The organism is Kribbella sp. NPDC050124 (genome assembly GCF_044460355.1).
Lineage (GTDB): Bacteria > Actinomycetota > Actinomycetes > Propionibacteriales > Kribbellaceae > Kribbella.
Window position 1 is genome coordinate 463,225 of the sequence record NZ_JBITJU010000002.1, and the last position, 23,936, is coordinate 487,160.

Below are 23,936 nucleotides of genomic sequence, written 5' to 3' on the forward strand. Positions count from 1 at the left end.
GGCCCTGGATTCCAATGCGCTGGAGACCTGATGCCGCTCGTTGACCTGGACGACCCGGAGGAGTTGCGTTCCCGCTGGACCGCACTCGCCGCGGTCGCCCATGCCACGGGGTTCGACCGGCGTTGGTACGCGGACGAGGCCGGCTACCACCATCAGGACGAGACCGCGTCCTTCCTGAACATGGTCCGGCTGGACGGCGGGCGGGCGGTGCTGTTCGGGTTCCACACCGAGCACAGCCAGACGGCTGGGGCAGACCTGCTGGCGGGATCGCCGGACTGGATCGGCCAGCCCGAGGTCCGGCAGCTGATCGCGGCGGGCGAGCTCGGGTTCGTGTACGGCGCGTTCAACGGGACGTGGGCGCGGGCGTCGTACCCGGGGGATCCGTGGCAGCCGGCCGAGGACGGGTTCGCGCCGATCGGGCAGTGGATCACCTCCGACGAGGACACCGCCGGCGAGATGATCGAGTGGGTCGCCGAGTGGTGCGACTACCTCGGCGGCCTCGACGAGCTGGTGCCGTTCGGGGTGCAGCTGATCCGGACCGGGGTCACAGTCGACTCCCTGGCGGAGTTCTTCGACCATTTCGGGATCGATCCGCGCTCGCCGGTCCAGCCGGATCTGCCGGCCGGCGCGGCCGCGGCCGGCGACTTCAAGCTTGCAGTCGCCGAACAGTTGGCCGACGAGCCTGACACAGCCGAGGTCTCGGTCGTTGAAGATGTCGTGATTGGAGCACCCGAGGGCCCCGACGACGAGGAGTCGTACGTCGTTCCGCCCGGCATCAGCCCGTTCACCGGCCAGCCGATCGACGAAGCGGTCGACGCCGGGCCTGCGTATGCCGAACCGGAGCCCTACTACGACCAGACGCCGTACCTTCCGCCTGCGCACGAGGACGACTACGGCGTCGTCTCCAAGAAACAAGGCTGGCTCCGCCGCCGCAAACACGAGGACGCCCCGCCTGACCCCGCCGCGGACGGTCCTGCCTACCCGGCCGGCGGCCCTGCGCCGGGTTACCAGGCCGGCGCGCCTTCTGCGGGTTACCAGACTGGCGGCCCCGCGCCCGGCACCTTCGTCCCGGACGGCATCGTCGGCTCGGGCCTGCCGTACGGCGCCCTGCCTTCCTCCGAGCCGCCCCGAGTGGGTGGAGGAGTGCACGAGGGCGAGGACTTCTACGCCAGCCTCTTCGCCGACGCCCCCGCGGCCGCCTACCAGCAGCCCACCCCACCCACCGACGAACAAGACTGGGAAACCACCGAACAACCCTCCTGGTCCGACGAAGACGCCACCAGCGAATACAACCCCTTCCCCGATGACACCCCACTCCCCGACCCGTCCCCCGACTGGGTAGGCGGCGCCTGGATCAACGGCGAATGGGTAGAGGACCCCGCGACCGCCTCCCACGCCCACCCCGCCCACACACAAGCGCCCGGCCCACACCCCTCAGCCACCCCCCGCCCAGACCTCCACCCCTCGGCGACTCACCGGCCGCATGCCCACTCCTCGGTCGCCGACCGGCCGGACGGCTCTGCCTCAGCCACTGACCGGCCGGAGGCCTACCCGTCAGCCGCACCCGGCTCGCCTTCTTCATCCGCCGACGCGCCGCCCTCAAACCCGTTCGCCCCCTCGCCTCCCACCCAAGTACCCACCGCCGCTGCCGCATCCCAGAACCTCGAAGACGACGACGCCCCCACCGCCGAAATCGCCGCTGTCCCCGACCCCACCGACAACGAAGAAGACCTGGCCTCCTTCACCGGCCCATCCCCCTTCGCCCCGATAACCCCAACATCCGCCGAAACCTCGCCTGCCCCCGGCACCTCCGCAACCGCACGCCCCGAGCCCACCGCCTCCCGCGGCAACGGCCTGCCTCCTCCCAGCGCTCACCCCGGCACCCGCGCGGACGAACCGCCCAACCGCACCGACCAAACCATCGGCCGACTCCCGGAGCCCACCAACCACCGCGATCCTGCCGCGGCCGGCCCGCCTACTCCCACCGGGCGCGTCGACGAGCCCGCAGCCGAACACCCGGCAGCGCGCCCCGACCGCCCGGACGCCGACGTCCAGCACCCGACGGAGCTCGCCAACCAGGCTGACGATGGCCTCCACGAGTCGACGGCGTCGGTCGACGAGGCGGGCGGGTGGACGGGCCAGGGTGGTGAGGTTTCGGCGCGGTATGACGAGGGGTCGGACGATGCCGCCGTACCTGGCGTGCACTTCGACGAGGCCGAGGATGATCTGACCGCGGAGATTCCGGTCGTGTCAGAGGAGCCTCCGGCGGTCGAGCATTCCGCGGCGGAGGCTACTGAGCAGGCCGAGCGGACGGCGGCGGAAACTGCTGCTGAGCAGGTGCGGTCGGCTGAGCCGGCCTTGCGGTTCGACGTGGCGGCGGACCCGGATGCTGAAGAGGATGAAGTCTTCGGAACGGCGCCTGCGGCTAAGGCTCAGGTCGAGCCTCACCCTCAACCACAGCCCTGGCCACAACCGCGCCCCGAGCCATGGCCCCAGCCCGACCCACACCCAGCGCCCTGGCCCCAGCCCGACCCCCACCGCGAGCCGACGCCAGCCCCCGGCCCGACACCAGGCCCACAGCCGACACCAGGCCCCGAGCCGGCCCCAGGTCCCGGCCCGACACCAGGCCCGCGGCCAGAGCCGACGCCTCAGCCTGAGCCGACACCCGGCCCGATCCCCGGACCTGGTCCGGAGCCCGAGCCGTGGCCCGAGCCCGAGCCGCAACCCACACCGGAGCCAACCCCGGAACCCGAGCCCCAACCGGAGCCTGAACCTGAGCCCGGCCCCTGGCCGGAGCCCGAACCACAGCCGGAACCCACCCCCGAGCCGATGCCGTGGCCGGACCCGGAGCCGTCCCCGCAACCGGACCCCATGCCCCGCCCCGAGCCCACCACCCACGTGGCCCCGGCCGCTCACCAGAACCCCCTGACCACCCACCCAGGCCCCTCCTCCCGACAGGGCCCGCCACCCGACGCCATAACCCATGCAGCCCAACACGAGCCCCCTCACGCCGACGCGACCCGACCGGACGCGCCGTACGACGGCGTGGCACGTGCGGGGTCGTCGTACGACGGCGAGGCGCACGCGGTGCGCGCAGAGTCACCGTTCGGCGAACGGGCGCAGCCAGGCCGGCAGCAGTCCCCGGACGACGTCGGTGGAGAGGCGGCCCGGCGCGAGTCGGCTTACGGCGACGCGCGGCAGGAGTCGCCGTTCCGCGACGGTGCTCGGGCGGGTGCGTCGTACGACGATTTGGCGCAGGCGGCTCGGGAGGAGGCGCCGTTTGGTGGTGGGGCGCGGCGCGAGGCGGCGGAGTACGACGGGGCGGAGGCGCAGTACGACGGCGCAGCCCGGGCGGAGGGGGCAGACGACGGCTCGGCGCAGGGGTACGCGCCGTACGGTGACTCGGCGGAGCAGTCGTACGACGATGCGGCGCGGGTGGCGGAGTACGACGACCTGGCGTCGGCGGGGCGGGGGGCGTCGGGGTATGACGCGGATGAGCTGGGGGCGTCGTATGGCGGTGTGAGCGGGGGGCGGCGGGAGGCGTCGTACGGGCGGGGGGTGGCGGCCGGGTTTGGGGATCCGGATGATGAGGAGCCGACGAGCTTCATTCCGGTGGTGGATGCCGAGCCGGTGGCGGATGTGGCTGCTGCGGTGCGGATGTCTATTCCGGGGTTGGGGCTGGTCGGGGCCGACGGGCCGCGGATTCAGCCGGTGCCGGGGTCGATCGAGGAGGCCATGCGGGCCGAGGTGGAGCGCCCGCGACCGCGTCCGCGGGAGTCGGAGGCGTTCGAGGCTCTGCACGCATGGTGCCGGGCGCGGACTGCGGTCGTGCCGTCCGGGTTCACGATTCAGGTCCAGGTGCTCGACCCCGCGGCCCCGTCGTACCGGTTCGACCTGGAGCCGCCGGAGGTGGATGATCCGGAGCTCGCCGCCGACAAGCTCAGTGGCCTGCTCGGCGACCTGTGGATCACCGAGGCGGACGGCGACCCGGGCGGCTGGTTGTTCGCGCGGATCGACGCGGCCGGGCGGACGTTGCGGATCGACCGGTGGTACGACCAGGTGCCCGACTGGTGGGACAACCCGGTGGAGCCGCGGCTCGACGTACACGGCTTGGTACGGCGTCTGAACGACCGCGGTCCCGAGTGGCAGCCGTCGTACATGGAGAGGCTGTACACGACCGCGAGATAGCGTGTCCGCATGCTTCTCAGGATCTTCACCGAACCCCAGCAAGGTGCCTCGTACGACGATCAGCTCGCGGTGGCACGCAAGACCGAGGAGAACGGCTTCGACGCGTTCTTCCGTTCGGACCACTACCTGGTGATGGGCGACCACGACGGGCTGCCCGGACCCACCGACTCGTGGATCACGCTCGCCGGGCTGGCCCGGGAGACGAGCCGGATCAAGCTCGGCACGCTGGTCAGCTCGGCCACGTTCCGCAACCCTGGAGTGCTGGCGATCTCGGTGGCGCAGGTCGACCAGATGAGCGGGGGCCGGGCGGAGCTCGGGCTGGGCGCCGGCTGGTTTGAGGCGGAGCACAAGGCGTACGGGCTGGACTTCCCGGACACGCCCGGCCGATTCGACCTGCTGACCGAGCAGCTGGAGCTGATCACCGGGCTGTGGGACACGCCGGTGGGGGAGAAGTACGAGTACGCGGGCAAGCACTACCAGCTGACCGACTCGCCGGCGCTGCCGAAGCCGGTCCAGCAGCCGCACCCGCCGATCATCATCGGAGGCGCAGGCAGGAAGCGTACGCCGTCCCTCGCAGCGCAGCACGCGGCCGAGTTCAACGCGGGGTTCCGCTCGGTCGAGGAGACGGAGACACTGTTCAAGCGCGTCCGCGCGGCCTGTGACGCAATCGGCCGCGACCCGCAGACGCTGGCCCTGTCCACCGCCCACACCGTCGTGGTCGGCAAGGACGACGCCCAGGTCAAACAACGCGCCGCCGCCATCGGCCGCGACGTCGATGAACTCAAGCAGAACGCCATCGCCGGCACCCCCGCCGAGGTCGTCGACCGCCTCGGCCAGTTCGCGTCCGTCGGCTCCCAACGCCAGTACGTCCAGATCATGGACCTCCAAGACCTCACCCACCTCGACCTCATCGCCGCCGAAGTCCTTCCCCAGGTGTAGCTCGCCGTCCGACCGCCTAAGTCGGAATAACTCCCGCGCTATTCCGACTTAGGCGACGCAGCCGGTTGTCCACAGGTGTGTGGTTGGGGTGCTGGGGTGGCTCGATGTCGTGTATCTTGATGTCGAGAGAGTTTGTGGTGTGGGGTTAGGGGAACCTGATCTCGCGGCCGGGTGCGGGGCTCGGCAGGATGGGCACAGCGGAACTGGACCGGATAGAGGAGCAGGTTGATGGCGAGCGTCGACAGCTTCGGTGCCAAGGGGGCACTCGAGGTCAACGGACAGTCGTACGAGATCTTCAGGTTGGCGGGTATCGAGGGTGCGGAGACGCTGCCCTACTCGCTCAAGGTGCTGCTGGAGAACCTGCTGCGCACCGAGGACGGTGCGAACATCACCGCCGAGCACATCTCCAAGCTCGGCAACTGGGACCAGAACGCGGCGCCCGACACCGAGATCCAGTTCACCCCGGCCCGGGTGATCATGCAGGACTTCACCGGGGTGCCGTGCGTGGTCGACCTGGCCACCATGCGCGAGGCGGTCGCCGAGCTCGGTGGCGACCCGACCAAGATCAACCCGCTCGCTCCCGCCGAGCTGGTCATCGACCACTCAGTCATCATCGACGTGTTCGGCCGGCAGGACGCGTTCGAGCGCAACGTCGAGCTGGAGTACGAGCGCAACCGCGAGCGCTACCAGTTCCTTCGCTGGGGCCAGACCGCCTTCGACGAGTTCAAGGTGGTCCCGCCCGGCACCGGCATCGTGCACCAGGTGAACATCGAGCACCTGGCCCGGACCGTGATGGTCCGCAACGGCCAGGCCTACCCGGACACCTGTGTCGGCACCGACTCGCACACCACGATGGTCAACGGTCTCGGCGTGCTCGGCTGGGGCGTCGGCGGTATCGAGGCCGAGGCCGCGATGCTCGGCCAGCCGGTGTCGATGCTGATCCCGAAGGTGGTCGGCTTCAAGCTGACCGGCGCGGTCCCGGCCGGCGCGACCGCCACCGACGTCGTGCTGACCATCACCCAGATGCTGCGCAAGCACGGCGTGGTCGGCAAGTTCGTCGAGTTCTACGGCGACGGCGTGGCCGCCGTGCCGCTGGCGAACCGGGCCACCATCGGCAACATGAGCCCCGAGTTCGGCTCCACCTGCGCGATCTTCCCGATCGACGACGTGACGCTGGACTACCTGCGGCTGACCGGCCGCTCCGACGACGACGTCGCGCTGGTCGAGGCGTACAGCAAGGAGCAGGGCCTCTGGCACAACCCGGCGATCGAGCCGCGGTACTCGGAGTACCTGGAGCTCGACCTGTCGAGCGTCGTCCCGTCGATCGCGGGGCCGAAGCGGCCGCAGGACCGCGTCGAGCTGAGCGAGGCCAAGGAAGCCTTCCGCGGCGCGCTGACCGACTACGCGACCGAGGAGCTGGAGGTCGACCCATCGGAGACCGGCAGCTTCCCAGCCAGTGACGCGCCGAACGGTCACGGGAACGTGGACGACGAGCCGCACGTGCCGCACGGCGCCAACGGCCGGCCGTCGAAGAAGACCACGGTCAGCCTCGAGGGTCAGGAGACCGAGCTCGACCACGGCCACGTCGTGATCGCCAGCATCACCTCCTGCACCAACACCTCGAACCCGTCGGTGATGCTGGCCGCCGCGCTGCTGGCCAAGAACGCCGTCGACAAGGGCCTCGCGTCGAAGCCGTGGGTGAAGACGTCGCTCGCGCCCGGGTCGAAGGTCGTCACCGACTACTACGAGAAGGCCGGCGTCACGCCGTACCTGGAGAAGCTCGGCTTCCACCTGGTCGGGTACGGGTGCACTACCTGCATCGGCAACTCGGGTCCGCTGCCGGAGGCGATCTCGGCCGGCGTCCAGGAGGCCGACCTGGCGGTCGTCTCGGTGCTGTCCGGCAACCGGAACTTCGAGGGCCGGATCAACCCGGACGTGAAGATGAACTACCTGGCCAGCCCGCCGCTGGTGATCGCCTACGCGCTGGCCGGGACGATGGACTTCGACTTCGAGACCGATGCCCTGGGCAAGGACGCCGGCGGCAACGACGTGTTCCTGCGCGACATCTGGCCGAGCGCGGACGAGGTGGAGCAGACGATCGCCACCTCGATCAACAAGGAGATGTTCACCAAGGACTACGCCGACGTGTTCGCCGGTGACGAGCGCTGGCAGTCGCTGCCGACGCCGGAGGGCAAGACGTTCGCCTGGGACCCGGAGTCGACCTACGTGCGCAAGCCCCCGTACTTCGAGGGGATGGCGAAGGACCCGGCGCCGGTCACCGACATCGCCGGCGCCCGGGTGCTGGCCAAGCTGGGCGACTCGGTCACCACCGACCACATCTCCCCGGCGGGTTCGATCAAGGCCGACAGCCCGGCCGGCACCTACCTGGCCGAGCACGGTGTCGCGCGCAAGGACTTCAACTCGTACGGGTCGCGCCGCGGCAACCACGAGGTGATGATCCGCGGCACGTTCGCGAACATCCGGCTGCGCAACCAGATCGCGCCCGGCACCGAGGGCGGGTTCACCCGCGACTTCACCCAGGCCGACGCGCCGGTCACCACGATCTACGACGCCGCGCAGGCGTACGCCGAGGCCGGCACGCCGCTGGTGATCCTGGCCGGCAAGGAGTACGGCTCCGGTTCGTCGCGCGACTGGGCCGCCAAGGGTACGGCGCTGCTCGGCGCCAAGGCCGTGATCACCGAGTCGTTCGAGCGCATCCACCGGTCGAACCTGATCGGCATGGGCGTGCTCCCGCTGCAGTACCCGGAGGGCGAGACCGCGGAGTCGCTCGGCCTGACCGGCGAGGAGACGTTCGACATCTCCGGCGTGACCGAGCTGAACGACGGCTCGATCCCGCGCACCGTGCACGTCAAGGTGACCGCGCCCGACGGCTCCGAGAAGGAGTTCGACGCGGTGGTCCGGATCGACACCCCCGGTGAGGCGGACTACTACCGCAACGGCGGCATCCTGCAGTACGTCCTGCGGTCGCTGATCGCGGGCTGACCCAGCACTTGAGGAGCCGGCCGGGGCGAACCTGGCCGGCTCTTCGGCGTCTTGTCGGCGGTCGCCGCTTTACTGGTGTTCATGACCGATCGGCAGCCACCGCGCGAGATCGTGCTCGAGGCGTGCGCCCGGTACGGCGAGGACGCGGTGATCGACTTCGCGATCGCCGTACTCACGGGTGCGGTGAGCCCGGAAGAGGCGTTCACGACCGAGGTCGACAAGCTGAAGTGGCTGGTCGGGCCGACCGTCGGCGGCTGGTCGAAGCTCGATCCGGTCAACTTCTACTGGGCTCGTGTCTGGGCGGCCCGGCTCTTCCTGTACGTCTGGCGTGACGATGCGGTCGACGCCTTGCTGATCGCCGCCGAGGACCCGGCCTGGCGGGTCCGCGAACACGTCGCCCGGATCACCGCTCAACGCGAGCTCGGTCAGTTGGTGGACGCGCTGCTCCCCGGGCTGAGCCACGAGTTGCCCCGGGTTCGTTCAGCCACTGCCCGGGCGGTCGGCGCTGCCGGCGAGGCCGAGCATGCCGAGGCGTTGCAGGAGCTTCTCGACGACCCGGACAACACTGTCCGGGCTGCCGCGGAGAAGGCGCTCGACCGGCTGGAAACCCGGCTGGACCGCAGCCTCCGCTAGCGCCTGCGGCACCGGGGTGCCTGGACGCCGAGCGCGACCAGCGTGGCCAGGGCAGCTGCTTCGTCACCCGTTGGCCATCTGGATGTCAACGGCCGCACATTCTTGACGGGAACGGTCGGGCGCATGGAGACCTCCCGTAGATCCGTCCTGAAAGCCGGTCTGGCTTCCACTGCGGCCGTCGCCGGCCTGACCCCGGCCCTCGCCACCTCGACCACTGCCGCCGCGACGCCGGTCCGGCAGGACCCGTTCACCCTCGGCATCGCCAGCGGCGACCCGTGGCCGGACGGGTTCGTGCTGTGGACCCGCCTCGCCGTCGACCCGATCGCGCCGGACGGCCTCGGCGGCATGCCGAACCGCGCGTACGCCGTCCAGTGGCAGGTCGCCACCGACTCGCGCTTCCACCGCGTCGTCAAGGCCGGCGTCGCGGTCGCGCGGCCGGAGCACGCCCACGCGATCCACGTCACCGTGCAGGGCGTCGAGCCCGGCCGCGAGTACTACTACCGCTTCCGTGCCGAGGGCTACGTCTCCGGCACCGGCCGCACCCTCACCTCGCCGGCCCGCGGTACGACGCCGCGCGAGCTGCAGATGTCGTTCGTGTCGTGCTCCCAGTTCGAGCACGGCTGGTTCACGGCGTACCGGCGGCTCGCCCAGGACCACCCGGACCTCGTGCTCCACCTGGGCGACTACCAGTACGAGTACACCAAGGGCGCGTACGTCGCTCCCGGTGGCAACGTCCGTGATCACGACGGACCCGAGACCACCGACCTGGCGTCGTACCGGCAGCGGCACGCGCAGTACAAGACCGATCCGGACCTGCAGGCGGCGCACGCGGTCGCGCCGTGGCTGGTGGTCTGGGACGACCACGAGCTCGACAACAACTGGGCGAACGAGACCCCCGAGCGGCCCGAGGACGGCTTCCTGGCTCGTCGTGCGGCCGCGTTCCAGGCGTACTACGAGAACATGCCGCTGCGCGCCTCGTCGAAGCCGCGCGGGATCGACCTGCAGCTCTTCCGCCGGGTGAAGTGGGGTGAGCTGGCAACGTTCCACATGCTCGACACCCGGCAGTACCGCGACGACCAGGGCTGCGGCGACGGCTACAAGGACTGCCCCGCGGCGGTCGACCCGAAGCGCTCCATCACCGGCGAGCGGCAGGAGAAGTGGCTGATCGACGGCTTCCGCCGGTCCGAGGCCCGCTGGGACATCATCGGCCAGCAGGTGTTCTTCGCCCAGCGCGACAACAACTCCGGTCCGCTGAAGGTGACCTCGATGGACTCCTGGGACGGGTACGTCGCCTCCCGCGACCGGATCACCCGTGGTTGGGTCGACGCCCGGGTGCGGAACCCCGTCGTACTCACCGGTGACGTGCACGCGCACTGGGCCTCGGACCTGAAGCTCGACTACGACGACCCGACCTCGCGGACGGTCGGCTCGGAACTCGTGTGCTCGTCCATCACCAGCGGCGGCAACGGCGCCGACTCCGCGACCGGCTCCCACCCGTGGTTCGCCTGGAACCCCCACCTCCGCTTCCAGAACAACCTCCGCGGCTACGTGAACACCACGATCACCCGCGAATCCCTGGTCGCCGACTTCCGCACGGTCCGCGCGGTCCAGACCAAGGACGCCGAGGTCTTCACCCGCGCCCAGTTCACGATCGAAGACCGCAACCCCGGCCTCAACCTCACCGCCGACACACCACCGGCCGCCGCCGCCCGCACCTTGGCCGCCGCCGCAGACGACACGGTCGCTTGGGAGACGTCCCGCCCGTAGCAGCCCACGTTGGTCAGCCCGCGCGAGCCGGGCTCACCAACGCGGCACGCCTGGGTGTACTACCCCTCCAGGGCGGCGCGGAGTTTGCCGGCGTATTCGGCGGCTTCGGTTTCGTCGGTGTACTTGGTGCGGGGCCAGAAGAAGCCGCGCAGTCCGTCCCCCTTCGTGCGCGGTACGACGTGCACGTGGAGATGGGGGACGGACTGCGACACCACGTTGTTGACGGCAACGAACGAGCCCTGCGCGTCGAACGCCGTACGCACGGCCGCCGCCAGCGACCGCGCCGCCCCAAACAGCGGGATCGTCAGCTCGTCAGGCAGCTCAACCAGCGTCGCCACATGCTGCCGCGGCACCAGCAGTGTGTGCCCCTTGAACACCGGCCGTGCGTCGAGGAACCCGACGACCTCCGGGGTGTCCAGCACGATCTGGGCCGGGGTGGATCCGGCGATGATGGAGCAGAACAGACAGTCGGCCATCAGCCCAGCTTCTCGTCCTCGAAGCACCAGCGCCAAGTCTCACCCGGCTCGAAGCTCCGCATCACCGGGTGCTTGGTCAGCGCGTAGTGCTTGCTGGCGTGCTTCATCGGCGACGAGTCGCAGCAGCCGACGTGCCCGCAGCCGAGGCAGAGCCGCAGGTGTACCCACGTGCCGCCCACGGCCAGGCACTCCTCGCAGCCGTCCGGCGTGTTCGGCGCGCGCACCAGCGGCGCGCTTTCCAGGTGCTCGCACGCACCAGCAGCCGATGGTGGCACCCGCAGGTCCTCCGACCGCCCGCCGACGTCGTCGTCCTCCTCGCGATCGAGCATGGACTCCTCGACGTCGAGCGCGATCTGGGCCCGCTGCAGCACCTCGTCCGCCACCAGCCCGGCATCCCGGACCTTCAGGATGTGCGCACGCTCGGCCTCCAGCATCTCCATCCGCAGTCGCCGGTACGCCTCACTCGGCGTCTCGTACTCGGTCTCCGGCCGGCCGAGGCGCTCCCAGGCGGCCTGCGCCCGCGCCTCGCCCCGCTGCCGGAGCACCTTGAGCACGATCGGCGGGTCGTCCGGCGTGGACACCTCGTCCAGCTTGTCCATCGCCGCCTTGTGAGCACCTTGCAGTACGGCGGCCTCCTGCAACGCATCTTCCGCCGGATCCGGGCCGGGCAGGCGCAGTCGCCGTACCAACCAGGGAAGCGTCGAGCCCTGGACCAGCAGCGTGCCCGCGGTGACGGCCAGCGCGATGAAGACGAGCACCTCGCGGTGCGGTGTGTCCTCGGGCAGCGTGAACACCGCCGCCAGCGTGACCACACCGCGCATCCCCGCCCACGACACGACGATCAGGCTCTGGAAGGAGACCGGACCGGGCCGCGATCGGCCGAGGACCTTCCGGGACAGGAACGTGGACGGGATGATCCAGATCGGCCGGAGCAGGACGACGGCCAGGAACACCGCCACCGTCGACGCCGCGATCAGCCACCCGGGCAGCGGGCTCTCCGCGAGGTCGTCGAGGATCCATCGGGTCTGCAGGCCGATCAGCAGGAAGACCGTGTTCTCCAGCAGGAACTGGAACGTCCGCCAGTTGGTCCGCTCCGACATCCGGGACTTGGCGGACTGGATGACCGGCGACTTGTGGCCGAGCAGCAGACCCGTGACGACGACGGCCAGGACACCGGAAGCGTGGATCTCTTCGGCGGCGATGTAGGCGATGAAGGGCGCGGTCAGGCTGAGCGTGGTGTCGAGCACCGGGTCGGTGAACCGCCTGCGGACCTTGGCCAGCACGATGGCCACGACGAAACCGATCGCCACGCCGCCGCCGGCCGCCAGCAGGAAGTCGAGCCCGACGTCGAGGACGGTCGGCGTCACGGCCGCGGCCGCGATCGCGGTCCGCAGGCAGACCAGCGCGGTCGCGTCGTTGACCAGGCTCTCGCCCTCGAGGATCGTGACCACCCGGCGGGGGAGACCGACCCGCTTGGCGATCGCGGTCGCGGCGACGGCGTCCGGTGGAGCGACCACGGCGCCGATCGCGAACGCGGCCCACAACGGCAGCGGCTCCTGGCCCTGCGCCTCGGCGACAGAGCCGAGCAGCCAGTACGCGACCGCGCCGACGCCGAGCGCGGTGAAGGCGACCAGGCCGACCGACAGCAGGCCGATCGAGCGCCGGTGCTTGGTGAAGTCGACCAGGCTGGTCCTGATCGCGGCGGCGTACAGCAGTGGTGGCAGGAAGCCGACCAGGACGACCTCCGGCTCGAGCTCGACCCGGGGGACGAACGGGAGGTACGACGCGGCGATCCCGAGGACCACGAGGAGGAGGGGAGCCGAGATCCCGAGCCGCCGGGCCAGCGCGGCCCCGGCCGCGACCACGGCGACGAGGGCCACGACCTCGATCGCGATATGCACGAGGCACAGTCTCGCAGCTTCCGACCGCGGGTTCGCCCACAGCGCAGCCGGGATCTGGTCAGCGTCGCCGCGGTCGTCTAGCGTGTGCGCAGCGGGATTCGTCGATCACGGGGAGTGACTGATGCATCGTCGTGTGGCTTCGCTGGCCTGTGCCCTCGGTTTGCTCGCTTCCACGCTGGTCGCGCTGCCCGCTTCGGCCGCAGTCAGCACCGGTTGCGTGGCGTCGGTCCCGGAGCCTGGTACGACGACGCCGGTCAGGATCTGCTACTCGCTGTTCAAACCCGCTGGCGCCGGCGGATCGCACACCGTCCCGATGGTCATGCACAGTCACGGCTGGGGCGGGAGCCGGACCAAGGACCCGGCCGCGTTCAAGGCCTGGCTCGACGCGGGCTTCGGCGTACTGAGCTTCGATCAGCGCAGTTTCGGCGAGAGCACCGGCGTCGCGCACGTGATGAACCCCGACTACGAGGGCCGCGACGTGATCAAGCTCGTCGACCTGGTCGCCGGTCTGGACTGGGTGACGAAGCAACGCCCGGGTGACCCGTTGCTCGGCGCGATCGGTGGGTCGTACGGCGGCGGGTTCCAGTTCGCCGGCGCGTTCACCGAGCTACGCGACACCGGGCGGACCCGGTTCGACGCGCTGGCGCCCGAGGTGACCTGGTGGGACCTGAAGCAGAGCCTGGCCCCGGACGAGGCCGCCCGGACGATGTGGCTGTCCCTGCTGTACGCGGGTGGCGGTACGCACCTTCCACCGGCCGTCTCCGCGGCGTTCGTCGTACTGATTGCTACCGGAGCCTGGCCGCCGGGGCAGGCAGGGCGGGACCTGGACGAGTTCTTCGCTCGCAATGGACCCGCTTGGCACGTCTCAGAGGGGCGGAATCTGGACATCCCGGTGCTGTTCGGCCAGGGGATCTCGGACAACTTGTTCAACCTCAACCAGGGGCTGGCCAACTTCGAGCGAGCCCTGACGCCGCGGGCGCGGGCGCGATCGATCTTCGTCGGCTACAACGGCGGTCACACGCTGCCGAGCGTGCTGCCGCCGGGGTACGCGACGCCAGGCGACCCGTGCTCGATCGCGCTCGGTTCGTCGAGCTTCCCGGGCCTCGCGCTGCGCTTCATGTCGACCAAGCTGTTGGGCAAGGCGACCGACCTGTCCGGGTACGGCGCCTACCACCTGGCGACCGCGGACGGGCGTTGCCTGACGCAACAGAGCCTGCCGGCCAACGCCCGCTACAAGCTAGGCAAGATCGCCACGCCGACCGGGGTCGGCCTGCCGGTGAACGTGAAAGTTGCCGAAGGCCCGCTGACGGTTTCCGGCGTGCCGCGCGTCGACGCCCGCGTCTACACCGTGCTGCCGGACGCGGGCGTCTTCCTCGGGCTCAGCGTCGGGACGAACCCACTGACCGCGAAGGTCGTGCAGAACAACACGATGCCGCTGCGTGAGAAGCGGGTGGTGAAGGGCGAGCGCCGGTCGATCGAGTTGCCGGCGGTCGCGGTCGACGTACCGGCCGGGAAGAACCTCTACCTGACCGTCACCCCGGTCGCCGACATGTTCGCCGGCCAGCGTGGACCGCTGCCCGGCGCCCTGCTACTGAAGGAGACCTCGCTGAGCGTTCACCGCACCCGGTCGAGATAGGTCTTGTAGACACTGAGGAACGGCTCTTCGGTCGCGACCACGCCGGCCAGCCAGTCGCAGGTCGCCTGCGCGGTCTCGATCACGGCGGCCGGGTAGCCGTACCTCACCTGGTGCTCGGCGAACTCGTCCTCGTCGTCGATGATGACCGTGCCGTCGCGCTTCTTGATCACGTCCAAGTCGAGGTCGATCATCGTGAACACGTCCTCGCCGAACTCCACCGGCGTGGTGATGTCGCAGTAGATCTCCGTCGACCGCGGCTCGTCGTTGAACATCGCGGTGAACCACTTGTCCCGGGGAAACAACTGCACGTGAGCCTGCTCCTGCACCACTTCGGGCTCGTCCCCACGCTGCGACACCGACAACGCCGGCGCACCGAGCCAAACGCCGTACTGGTCCTCACCCAAGTACCGCATCCACTGATGCCAATGCAGCCCCTCGTCGTACTTCCGGTAAACCACCCTGACATCACGCATGCCCCAAAACCTATCCCGCCAGGGTGTTACAGAAATTGCAGGTTGTTGCAGTTTCATGGCGCCGGCCGGGCCGCATCGACGAAGATGACCCGTCGGTCACGACCTGGGGAGGACTAGATGGTGGGGTGGGCTCAACGGAGCCGGTTGCGGCTCGCGGTGGCGATCGCTGCGGCGGCGCTGGGCGTCGGAGCGCTGACGGGGCCGGCGGCCGCTGCCGACGACCCGCCGACGCCGCCGGCGGTCACGGCGACCTACCAGGGCGCCGAGTTGGCGAACTGCCTGAACCAGCCGGTCTGCCCGAAGGTCGTGGTGTTCGACGACCCGGTGACCTTCACCCTCACGGCGACCTCGCCGGACGTGGTGCGGTTCCGGTACTACTTCCTCGGCCAGAACTACAGCGAGGTCGACGGCTCGACCGCGACGCTCGAGCTCCGCCCGCCGGACGACGGACTGATGCGGCTGGCGGTCCAGAGCATCAACTCGATCGGTCAGTTCAGCACCACGACGTACTTCATGTTCAACGTCGCGCCGGCGCCGGGACCGGTCGGGTCGTGGACCTTCGACGACGGCAGCGGTACGACGGCGGCCGACGGCCCCGGTCTCACACATCCGCTGACGTTGCACGGGGGAGCGGCGTTCGACGGCAAGGGACGGCTGCAGGGCTCGTTGGCGCTGGACGGCGTCGACGGCTACGCGGAGGCGAGCGAGTCGGTCATCGACACGTCACAGAGCTTCACGATCGCGGGCTGGGTGCGGCCGACGAGCGCTACCAAGCTGGGGGTCGTTGCGGCGGTCAACGGCACCAACAGCCCGTCGGTGGCGCTCGGGTATGACCCGTCGACCAAGCGGTGGATCTTCGCCCGTACGTCGGCCGACGTACAGGCGCCGACGCTCTACCGCGCCTCGTCGAAGGAGGCTCCGGTCAACGGCACGTGGTCTCACCTGCTGGCGTCGTACGACGCGACCGCGCACGAGCTCCGGCTGTACGTCAACGGCCGGCTGCAGCAGACCACCGTCGTACCGGCGACCGCCGTTTGGAAGGCCGACGGTCCGCTGACTGTGGGGCGGGGTGTTTACGCGGGTACGGCGATTGGTTCGTTTGCCGGCTCGTTGGACCACTTGCAGGTCTGGCAGCGGGCACTTCGTACGGAGGAGATCGTCGGTCTGCAGGAGCCTCGCAGTCCCAACGGTCCGATCGAGTCTGGGATCGTGGCGCACTGGCCGCTCGACTCCGCCGTACGTGGGGCCGATCGGGAGTGGCGGACGGCGGAGACCGTGCGTGGTGCCGACCTGACCGTGTCGGGGTTCGGCAACGACCAGTCGCAGGCGTTCGTCGATGACCCCGAGCGTGGGCGGGTGCTGTCGATGACCGGCGCCTCTCGCGAGTCGGTCAGCCTGGGCCGTCCCGTGATCGACGGCAGCGCGAGCTTCTCGGTGGCGGTGTGGGTGAAGGTCGGCGATCCGTCGAAGCCGATGGTCGTCGCCCGCCAGGGGACCAGCACGAAGGACGCCTGGCGGTTCGAGTACACGCCGGTGGACGAGTACTCGTACCAGTGGTCGTTCGCCCGCGGGAACGCCGACTCCGACACCGAGACAGTCGCGACCTCGACCGCCGACCGCGAGTTGGAGCCGGCTGACGGTTGGCACCTGCTCGTCGGCACCTACGAATCGACTGGCGAGGATGCCTTCGGCAACCCCACCGGCGAGATCTCCCTGACCGTCGACCTCAGGGGCAGCAACGGCGGCACCCAGACCTACCTGGCCCCCACCCGCGCCGGCAACACCGTCCTAGGCACCCCCGGCCCCACCGGCACCCCGTTCATCGGCCGCCTCGACGACATCCGCATCTACGCCGGCGTCCTCTCCCAGTCCAAAGCCTGCACCGAATGGCCCGACCTCCAAAACTGCGGCTCCTGATTCACCCTCTCCCTCGCCGCCGTAGGGGGGCCTATCCGGCGAGGGAGAGGGCCCTACCGTTTCTAGGTGCTCAGAGACCGGGTGAGGTCTAAATAGGGTTTGTAGGCGGTGGTGAAGGGTTCTGTGGTGGTTATGTGGGTGGCTAGCCAGGTGCAGGTGGCTTGGGCGGTGGCTACTACCTGGGGTGGGTAGTTGTACTTCACCTGGTGGGCGTGGAACTCGTCTTCGTCCATGACTCGGACGGTGCCGTCTCGCATCAGGCGGATGTCGAGGTCGAGGTCGACGGCGGTGACGGTGTCGACGCCGAACTCGGGCGGCATGGTGACGTCGCAGTAGATCAGGGTCTGGTGGGGTTCGTCGTTGAAGAGGGCGCTCCACCACTGGCCGCGGGGGAAGAGCCGGACGCGGTGGTGGTCGATGGTCTTCCAGGTGCCGTCGGCGCGCTGGCCCTGGGTGCCGGGGACCGAGCCGACCCACAGGCCGTGCTCGTCCTCGCCGAGCCGGACTGCTTCCACGAGGCGATGCGGCTGCCCGTCGTACTTCCGGAACAGCGTCCTCACCATATCCATGCCCGTCACTCTAGGTGAAACTCGAACAAAGTACGCCGACCTGGCGTCTTGGAGTGTGAGATTCGCCCGGAGGTGCCGGCGAGTTCGGAAACCGGGCGGCGGGTGCATAGACTCAAGCATTCGAGGACGACCGCGGGAGGAGCTCGATGCGCGTGCTGGAGACGGTCGGAGGGCCGGCGGACCTCAAGAAGCTGACCGGTCAGCAGCTCACCGATCTCGCGGCGGAGATCCGGGATCTGCTGGTGGAGACGGTGTCGCGGACCGGCGGGCACCTGGGGCCGAACCTGGGCATGGTGGAGATCACGCTGGCGATGCACCGGGTGTTCGACTCGCCCCGGGACCGGCTGATCTTCGACACCGGTCACCAGACCTACGTGCACAAACTGCTGACCGGCCGGGCGCCGAAGTTCGACACGCTCCGTCAGCAGGGCGGCCTGAGCGGGTACCCGAGCCAGGCCGAGTCCGAGCACGACATCGTCGAGAACAGCCACGCCTCGACCGCGCTGTCGTACGCCGACGGCCTGGCCAAGGCCTACCGGCTGCGCAGCGAGGACCGGCACGTGGTCGCGCTGATCGGCGACGGCGGCCTGACCGGCGGGATGGCCTGGGAGGCGCTGAACAACATCGCCGCCGCCAAGGACCTCAAGCTGGTCATCATCGTCAACGACAACGGCCGCTCCTACAGCCCGACCGTCGGCGGCCTGGCCACCCACCTGACCAGCCTGCGCACCAACCCGCGGTACGAGAAGATCCTCGACCTGATCAAGAAGAACCTCGGCCGGACCAAGTTCGTCGGCCCGCCGATGTACGAGGTGCTGCACGGCGTGAAGAAGGGCCTGAAGGACATGCTCGCCCCGCAGGGCATGTTCGAGGACCTCGGCCTCAAGTACGTCGGCCCCGTCGACGGGCACGACCGGCAGGCCATGGAGGACGCGCTCCGCAACGCGAAGTCGTTCGGCGGGCCGGTGATCGTGCACGCGGTGACCAAGAAGGGCTTCGGGTACGCCGCCGCCGAGCAGGACGAGGAGGACAATTTCCACCAGGTCCGGCCGGTGAACAAGCCGCGTGGCTGGACCGACGTGTTCGCCGACGAGCTGGTCCGGATCGGCCACCGCCGCCCGGACGTGGTCGCGATCACCGCCGCGATGCTGCACCCGACCGGGCTGGCGCCGTTCGCTCAGGAGTTCCCGGACCGGATCTTCGACGTCGGCATCGCCGAGCAGCACGCGGTGACCAGCGCCGCCGGCCTCGCGATGGGTGGTATGCACCCGGTCGTCGGCCTCTACGCCACCTTCCTCAATCGGGCGTTCGACCAGTTGCTGCTCGACGTCGCGCTGCACAAGTGCGGCGTCACCTTCGTGCTGGACCGCGCGGGTGTCACTGGTGATGACGGCCCGAGCCACAACGGCATGTGGGACATGTCGATCCTGCAGCTCGTCCCCGGGCTCCGGCTGGCCGCGCCGCGCGACGGCAAGCGGTTGGAGGAGCTGCTCAACGAGGCGGTCGACGTTTCCGACGCCCCGACCGTACTGCGCTACGCCAAGGGGGAAGTGTTCCCGGATATCGAGGCGATCGACCGGATCGGTGAGCTCGACGTGCTGGAGCGGACCGGCACCGACGTACTGCTGGTCGGCATCGGCTCGATGGCGGCCACGGCGATGGACGTCGCGCGCCGACTGGAGGCGCAGGGATTCGGCGTCACCGTGGTGGACCCGCGGTGGGTGAAGCCGGTCGACCCGAAGCTGGTCGAGTTGGCGGCCAAGTTCAAGTACGTCGTCACCGTCGAGGACAACGGCCGGGCCGGCGGCTGCGGGTCGATGATCGCGCAGGCGCTCCGCGACGCCGGGGTGACGACGCCGGTGCGCGACTTCGGTATCCCGCAGCAGTTCCTCGACCACGCCAAGCGTCCCGCCGTACTGCAGGAGATCGGGCTGACCGGCCAGGAGTTGGCCCGCGACATCACCGAGCTGATCGCGCAGCGCTCCGGCGACCCGATCAGCGAGCCCAACCCGGCGGGCGGCCGCCCCGGCGGAGCCTGAGCCGGCCGGCATGTCCGGGCGTCACGCCGCGCCCCCGAAGAGCCGGCACGCGGCCGCCAAGGGCACGAGGTTCTGGCCGCTGCTGCTGTCGCTGGCGCTGGTGGTCGTCGCGGTCGCCGGCGGCCTCGCCCTGCACCGGGCGAGTGGCCGCGCGGACGGGAGCGGCACGTCGACGCCGAGTACGCCGGACATCGACCTGGCAGCGCGGTCCGCAGCGGTCGACCTGGTCCTCAGGAAGCGCGCTCAGGCCGTGCTCCAGGACGACCAGGGCGCGTTCATCGCCGACGTCGACCCGGGCAACAAGAGCCTGGTCGCCCGCCAGCGCACCCTGTTCGCGAACCTGCGCCAGTTCGGCTTCGCCCGGCTCGTCTACCAGCAGCTGAGCCAGCAGTACGACGAAGCAGTCACCACCAAGCACGGCCCGTCGACGTACCTGGTCGCGGTCGCGATGACGTACCAGATCCGCGGCATCGACGCCGTACCGGTGCGCTCGATGCTCGGCTACACCTTCACCGAGCGGGCGGACGGTCGCTGGATGCTGGTGTCGGACACCGACCTCGACAAGCGGCTGCCGCGCGGCTCGCACCAGGAGGCCTGGGACACCGGCGACGTGCTGGTCAAACGCGCGCCTCGAGTCCTGGTGGTGGTCGAGAGGGGGCAGGACCAGCTCGCGAGCAAGCTGCTCGGCCAGGCGGCCGGCGCGGTGAAGGCCGTGAGCAAGAGCTGGCCGGGCGGCTGGACCGGCTCCGGTGTGGTGATCGCCCTCGACGACAAGGTCGTCCGCGGCGCCGACTACACCGTGCCGAAGAATGCCGAGGACGCGATCGCGATGGCGACCTGGGTCTACCGCACGTTGCCCGGTGAGGCCACCGGCGAGGGCGAGCGCGCCGACTCGTACGTCGTCGTGAACCCGCGCAACCGCTCGAAGGTCGACGCCCGCATCCTCGCGCACGAGTTCACCCACGTCGCGACCGCGCCGTACGGCGCCCATGCCCCACGCTGGCTGGTCGAGGGCGCGGCGACGTACGTCGAGTTCCTGCCGATGGACGGTGCACCCAAGCTCGCGGTCGACACCTACCGGCAGGCGGTCCGGACGAGGTACCTGGCGAAGGCGAAGAGCCTGCCGGCCGATGCCGTGTTCTTCCAGCAGTCCGACAGCTCGTATCCGCTGTCCTGGCTGGCCGTCGACTACCTCTTCGAGAAGTACGGCGCGACCGAAGTCGGCACGCTCTACCAGGAGTTGGCGGGCCTCGGCACTACCCAGGCCGAGCGGGACCGGATCATGCTGGAACACATCAACCTGACCGAGTCCGGCCTCTTCCAAGCTCTCAAGGCGGCAGCCGCTTGACGGCGTGTCGGTGATGGAATCCGGGGAAGCGAGTAGGGTAGCCGGGCTGCAGCAGACGGGTACTCGGAGGATCGACCCGACGTGAGTGTGACCAACCCCAGCGCCGAACCGCCAGGCGCTCAGGTTCCGCCGCATCGCCCTCGGCGCTGGCTGGGGTTGCTGGCGGCGGTCGCGCTTGTCTCCGGCGGCGTGGTGTACACCGTTGAAGACCGGGAACGGGATGCCCGGGCCAGGCCCGCCGCGACGGTCACGCCCGGACCGAACCAGTCCTCCAAGCCGTCGAAGACCGCCGCCGCGGTCGCCGCCCGTCGCATCGCGATCGACACGATCCTGATCCGCCGGGCGCAGGCGGTGCAGACCGTCAACGAGGCGATGTTCCTCCAGGATCTCGACCCGGCCGACAAGAAGCTGCGGGCCGAGCAGAAGGTGCTGTTCGCGAACCTGGTCGAGCTCGGCTTCACCGAGCTCGGCTACAGCCAGGCCGAGGAGCGGTTCGCCCCGGAGGTGGCCAAGGCACACGGGCCGACGACGTACCTGGTCCGGGTCCTGATGTGGTACCAGATCCCCAAGGTCGACCTGACGCCGGTCACGACCGAGCTCGGGTACACGTTCATCAACGTGCGTGGCCGCTGGGTGCTCACCGACGACGACGATTTCGACGACGACCTCGGCCCGGGCGCGCACAAGGAGGCCTGGGACCTCGGCCGGATCGAGGTGCACCGCGGGCCGCGGGTGCTGGCCGTGGTGGAAAAGGGCGACACCACGCGCGGCCGGGCGATCGTCATCGAGGCGACCGAGGCGCTGAACCAGGTAACCGCGTACTGGCCGCGGAGATGGCGCGGGTCGGTGTTCGTGATCGCGCTGGACGAGCTCGACGTCCGCGACGCACGGTTCGCCGACGAGGACATCGAGTCGGCGGCGAGCGCGGGGTCGACGTTCTCCTCGCTGCCCGGCCAGGACACCGCCGACGGCACCGTCGCGGGCGCCTACATCGTGATCAACCCGAACGAGCGCGACCGGGTCGACGAGATCCTGCTGTCGCACGAGATCACCCACGCCGCGACCGCCGATCTCGGCGGCTACGAACCGCTGTGGCTGGCCGAGGGGGCGGCCGAGTACGTGTCGTGGCGGGGGATCGAGGCGATCAGCGGCGCCGGCGAGGTCGGCAAGTGGGAGCAGGAGGTCATGGACGACGCCCTGCCGGCGTTGACCGCGCTGCCGAGTGACGCCGGCTTCTACCAGAACAGCGCCGACGTGTACGGCGTCAGCTGGCTGGCGGTCCGGTACTTGGTCCAGCGGCTCGGGCTGCCGCAGGTCGCGGAACTGTACGAGGACATGGCCCGGCACGGCATCGACCAAGCGGCCCGGGATCGCATCCTGATGGACCGCAGCGGCCTCACCGAGGTGACGTTGTGGACGTCACTCAAGACCTACCAGCCGCAACGCTGAGTGGCGGTTTGACCTCGCGGTGTCAGAGGGGCAGTCTCGAATGGGTCCGTCCACTTCGAGGAGGCGCAGATGAGCCTGTTGCGGAAGAAGACGATCGAGCAGTCGATCGCCGACACCGACGAGCCGGAGTACCAGCTCAAGAAGCGCCTCACCGCGGTCGACCTGACCGTCTTCGGGATCGGCGTGATCATCGGCGCCGGCATCTTCACCCTGACCGGCCGGGCGGCCAAGACGTACGCCGGGCCCGGGATCGCGCTCTCGTTCGTCCTCGCCGCGATCTGCTGCGCCCTGGCCGCGCTGTGCTACGCCGAGTTCTCCTCCACCGTGCCGGTGTCCGGGTCGGCGTACACGTTCTCGTACTTCTCCCTCGGTGAGATCTTCGCCTGGATCATCGGCTGGGACCTGTTGCTGGAGTTGTTGCTCGGGGCAAGCGTCGTGGCCCAGGGCTGGTCGACGTACGCCGCCTTGTTCCTGGAACAGATCGGGTTGGGCTGGCCGGAGTCGATCGGCCCGGACAGCAGCGTGAACGTGCTCGCGATGCTGCTCGTGGTGGCGCTGGCGACCCTGGCGACGATCGGCATCAAGGAGTCGCTGCGGGTCAACCTGGCCCTGGTCGCGGTCAAGCTGTTCGTGGTGCTGTTCGTGATCGTCGCCGGCCTGTTCTACGTCCAGGGCTCGAACCTGTCGCCGTTCATCCCGCCGAGCGTGCCGGCCGAGAACGGCGACGTCACCATCACCACGCCGCTGTTCCAGGCGTTGTTCGGGTTCACCCCGTCGACGTTCGGGATCATGGGCGTCATCTCCGGGGCTTCGCTGGTGTTCTTCGCGTTCATCGGGTTCGACGTGGTCGCGACCACCGCCGAGGAGGCGAAGAATCCGCAGCGCGACCTGCCGCGCGGCATCATCGGCTCGCTGGCGATCTGCACCGTGCTGTACGTCCTCGTCTGCATCGTGATCACCGGCATGATCAACTACACCGACATCAACAGTGAGGCAGCGCTGGCCGAGGCGTTCCGGTCGGTGGGCCGGCCGGGCTTCGCGACGCTGATCTCCGCGGGCGCGGTGGCCGGCCTGACCACGGTGGTGCTGACGCTGATGATCGGCGCCGCCCGGGTGGTGTTCGCGATGAGCCGCGACCACCTGATGCCGCGTGAGCTCGGCAAGACGCACGCCAAGTGGGGTACGCCGTACCGGCTGACCATCGCGATCGGCATCCTGGTCGCGCTCGTGGCGGGACTGACTCCGATCGGCAAGCTCGAGGAGATGGTGAACATCGGCACGCTCGCCGCGTTCACCCTGGTGTCGATCGCGGTGCCGATCCTGCGCAAGCGGCGGCCGGACATCAAGCGGTCGTTCCGGGTGCCGGGCAACCCGGTGATCCCGATCCTGGCCGCGCTGATCTGCGTCTACCTGATGCTGAACCTGTCGCTGGAGACCTGGCTGCGGTTCGCGATCTGGATGGCCCTCGGCTTCTTGGTGTACTTCCTGTACGGCTACCGGCGCAGCCGCGTCGGCATCGAGGAACGCACCGGCGAGAGCACACGCGCCTAGGTCTGGACCACTCTGGGGCCGGCTGGCGATAAGATCCGTCAGCCGAC

The 23,936-nt window shown here is 69.7% G+C and carries 15 protein-coding genes; 11 read left to right on the top strand and 4 right to left on the bottom strand.

The window, feature by feature from the left end; translation table 11 throughout:
- Positions 1-30: 30 nt before the first annotated feature.
- The 5 genes from ACIBL3_RS09085 (at position 31) to ACIBL3_RS09105 (ending at position 10,530) form a co-directional block, all read left to right on the top strand.
- Positions 31-4,188 (top strand): hypothetical protein, encoded by a 4,158-nt coding sequence (locus tag ACIBL3_RS09085; RefSeq protein ID WP_396352728.1) that lies wholly within the window; start codon positions 31-33, stop codon positions 4,186-4,188.
- A 9-nt stretch (positions 4,189-4,197) separates the two neighbouring features.
- The gene (locus tag ACIBL3_RS09090; RefSeq protein ID WP_396352729.1) at positions 4,198-5,127 is read left to right on the top strand and encodes an LLM class F420-dependent oxidoreductase; all 930 of its coding nucleotides are present in this window, start codon (positions 4,198-4,200) and stop codon (positions 5,125-5,127) included.
- A gap of 228 nt (positions 5,128-5,355) precedes the next feature.
- A complete protein-coding gene (gene acnA / locus ACIBL3_RS09095; RefSeq protein WP_396352730.1) occupies positions 5,356-8,130 on the top strand; it encodes an aconitate hydratase AcnA in 2,775 nt (924 codons plus the stop codon).
- A gap of 81 nt (positions 8,131-8,211) precedes the next feature.
- On the top strand, positions 8,212-8,763 hold the full coding sequence (locus ACIBL3_RS09100) for a HEAT repeat domain-containing protein (RefSeq protein ID WP_396352731.1): 552 nt from the start codon (positions 8,212-8,214) through the stop codon (positions 8,761-8,763).
- A 123-nt stretch (positions 8,764-8,886) separates the two neighbouring features.
- Positions 8,887-10,530 carry an alkaline phosphatase D family protein gene (locus ACIBL3_RS09105; protein ID WP_396352732.1) on the top strand — a complete coding sequence of 548 codons (1,644 nt, stop codon included), beginning with the start codon at positions 8,887-8,889 and terminating at the stop codon, positions 10,528-10,530.
- 59 nt (positions 10,531-10,589) lie between these two features.
- On the opposite strand, the gene ACIBL3_RS09110 is transcribed toward ACIBL3_RS09105, so the two are convergent.
- Complete coding sequence (locus tag ACIBL3_RS09110; RefSeq protein WP_396352733.1) at positions 10,590-11,006, bottom strand: HIT family protein; 417 nt, start codon at positions 11,004-11,006, stop codon at positions 10,590-10,592.
- Complete coding sequence (locus tag ACIBL3_RS09115) at positions 11,006-12,907, bottom strand: Na+/H+ antiporter (RefSeq protein WP_396352734.1); 1,902 nt, start codon at positions 12,905-12,907, stop codon at positions 11,006-11,008. Before ACIBL3_RS09115 ends, ACIBL3_RS09110 begins: the two co-directional genes overlap by 1 nt.
- A gap of 121 nt (positions 12,908-13,028) precedes the next feature.
- On the opposite strand from ACIBL3_RS09115, the gene ACIBL3_RS09120 reads away from it, so the two are divergent.
- Entirely contained in the window at positions 13,029-14,543 is a 1,515-nt protein-coding gene (locus tag ACIBL3_RS09120; protein ID WP_396352735.1) for a CocE/NonD family hydrolase, read from the top strand.
- Here the strand turns inward: ACIBL3_RS09120 and ACIBL3_RS09125 are convergent.
- Entirely contained in the window at positions 14,522-15,016 is a 495-nt protein-coding gene (locus ACIBL3_RS09125; protein ID WP_396352736.1) for a DUF402 domain-containing protein, read from the bottom strand. The genes ACIBL3_RS09120 and ACIBL3_RS09125 overlap by 22 nt on opposite strands.
- Before the next feature lie 117 nt (positions 15,017-15,133).
- On the opposite strand from ACIBL3_RS09125, the gene ACIBL3_RS09130 reads away from it, so the two are divergent.
- Complete coding sequence (locus tag ACIBL3_RS09130) at positions 15,134-16,933, top strand: LamG-like jellyroll fold domain-containing protein (RefSeq protein ID WP_396352737.1); 1,800 nt, start codon at positions 15,134-15,136, stop codon at positions 16,931-16,933.
- A gap of 62 nt (positions 16,934-16,995) precedes the next feature.
- Here the strand turns inward: ACIBL3_RS09130 and ACIBL3_RS09135 are convergent, their stop codons facing one another.
- On the bottom strand, positions 16,996-17,502 hold the full coding sequence (locus ACIBL3_RS09135) for a DUF402 domain-containing protein (protein WP_396352738.1): 507 nt from the start codon (positions 17,500-17,502) through the stop codon (positions 16,996-16,998).
- Between the two features lie 146 nt (positions 17,503-17,648).
- Here ACIBL3_RS09135 and dxs point away from each other — a divergent pair, with 146 nt between their 5' ends.
- From dxs to ACIBL3_RS09155, 4 genes are all read left to right on the top strand, one after another.
- Positions 17,649-19,541 (top strand): 1-deoxy-D-xylulose-5-phosphate synthase, encoded by a 1,893-nt coding sequence (gene dxs / locus ACIBL3_RS09140; RefSeq protein ID WP_396352739.1) that lies wholly within the window; start codon positions 17,649-17,651, stop codon positions 19,539-19,541.
- A 10-nt stretch (positions 19,542-19,551) separates the two neighbouring features.
- Positions 19,552-20,889, top strand: coding sequence for a hypothetical protein (locus ACIBL3_RS09145; protein ID WP_396352740.1), 1,338 nt, complete (start codon positions 19,552-19,554; stop codon positions 20,887-20,889).
- An 81-nt stretch (positions 20,890-20,970) separates the two neighbouring features.
- A complete protein-coding gene (locus ACIBL3_RS09150; protein ID WP_396352741.1) occupies positions 20,971-22,338 on the top strand; it encodes a hypothetical protein in 1,368 nt (455 codons plus the stop codon).
- Between the two features lie 69 nt (positions 22,339-22,407).
- On the top strand, positions 22,408-23,889 hold the full coding sequence (locus ACIBL3_RS09155; protein ID WP_396352742.1) for an amino acid permease: 1,482 nt from the start codon (positions 22,408-22,410) through the stop codon (positions 23,887-23,889).
- Positions 23,890-23,936 lie beyond the last annotated feature (47 nt).

Coding starts and splice junctions, on each gene's coding strand:
- ACIBL3_RS09090 (WP_396352729.1), top strand. CDS start 4,198: ATGCTTCTCAGGATCTTCACCGAACCCCAGCAAGGTGCCTCGTACGAC.
- ACIBL3_RS09105 (WP_396352732.1), top strand. CDS start 8,887: ATGGAGACCTCCCGTAGATCCGTCCTGAAAGCCGGTCTGGCTTCCACT.
- ACIBL3_RS09155 (WP_396352742.1), top strand. CDS start 22,408: ATGAGCCTGTTGCGGAAGAAGACGATCGAGCAGTCGATCGCCGACACC.
- ACIBL3_RS09085 (WP_396352728.1), top strand. CDS start 31: ATGCCGCTCGTTGACCTGGACGACCCGGAGGAGTTGCGTTCCCGCTGG.
- ACIBL3_RS09100 (WP_396352731.1), top strand. CDS start 8,212: ATGACCGATCGGCAGCCACCGCGCGAGATCGTGCTCGAGGCGTGCGCC.
- ACIBL3_RS09110 (WP_396352733.1), bottom strand. CDS start 11,006: ATGGCCGACTGTCTGTTCTGCTCCATCATCGCCGGATCCACCCCGGCC.
- acnA (WP_396352730.1), top strand. CDS start 5,356: ATGGCGAGCGTCGACAGCTTCGGTGCCAAGGGGGCACTCGAGGTCAAC.
- ACIBL3_RS09130 (WP_396352737.1), top strand. CDS start 15,134: ATGGTGGGGTGGGCTCAACGGAGCCGGTTGCGGCTCGCGGTGGCGATC.
- ACIBL3_RS09120 (WP_396352735.1), top strand. CDS start 13,029: ATGCATCGTCGTGTGGCTTCGCTGGCCTGTGCCCTCGGTTTGCTCGCT.
- ACIBL3_RS09125 (WP_396352736.1), bottom strand. CDS start 15,016: ATGCGTGATGTCAGGGTGGTTTACCGGAAGTACGACGAGGGGCTGCAT.
- ACIBL3_RS09145 (WP_396352740.1), top strand. CDS start 19,552: ATGTCCGGGCGTCACGCCGCGCCCCCGAAGAGCCGGCACGCGGCCGCC.
- ACIBL3_RS09135 (WP_396352738.1), bottom strand. CDS start 17,502: ATGGATATGGTGAGGACGCTGTTCCGGAAGTACGACGGGCAGCCGCAT.
- dxs (WP_396352739.1), top strand. CDS start 17,649: ATGCGCGTGCTGGAGACGGTCGGAGGGCCGGCGGACCTCAAGAAGCTG.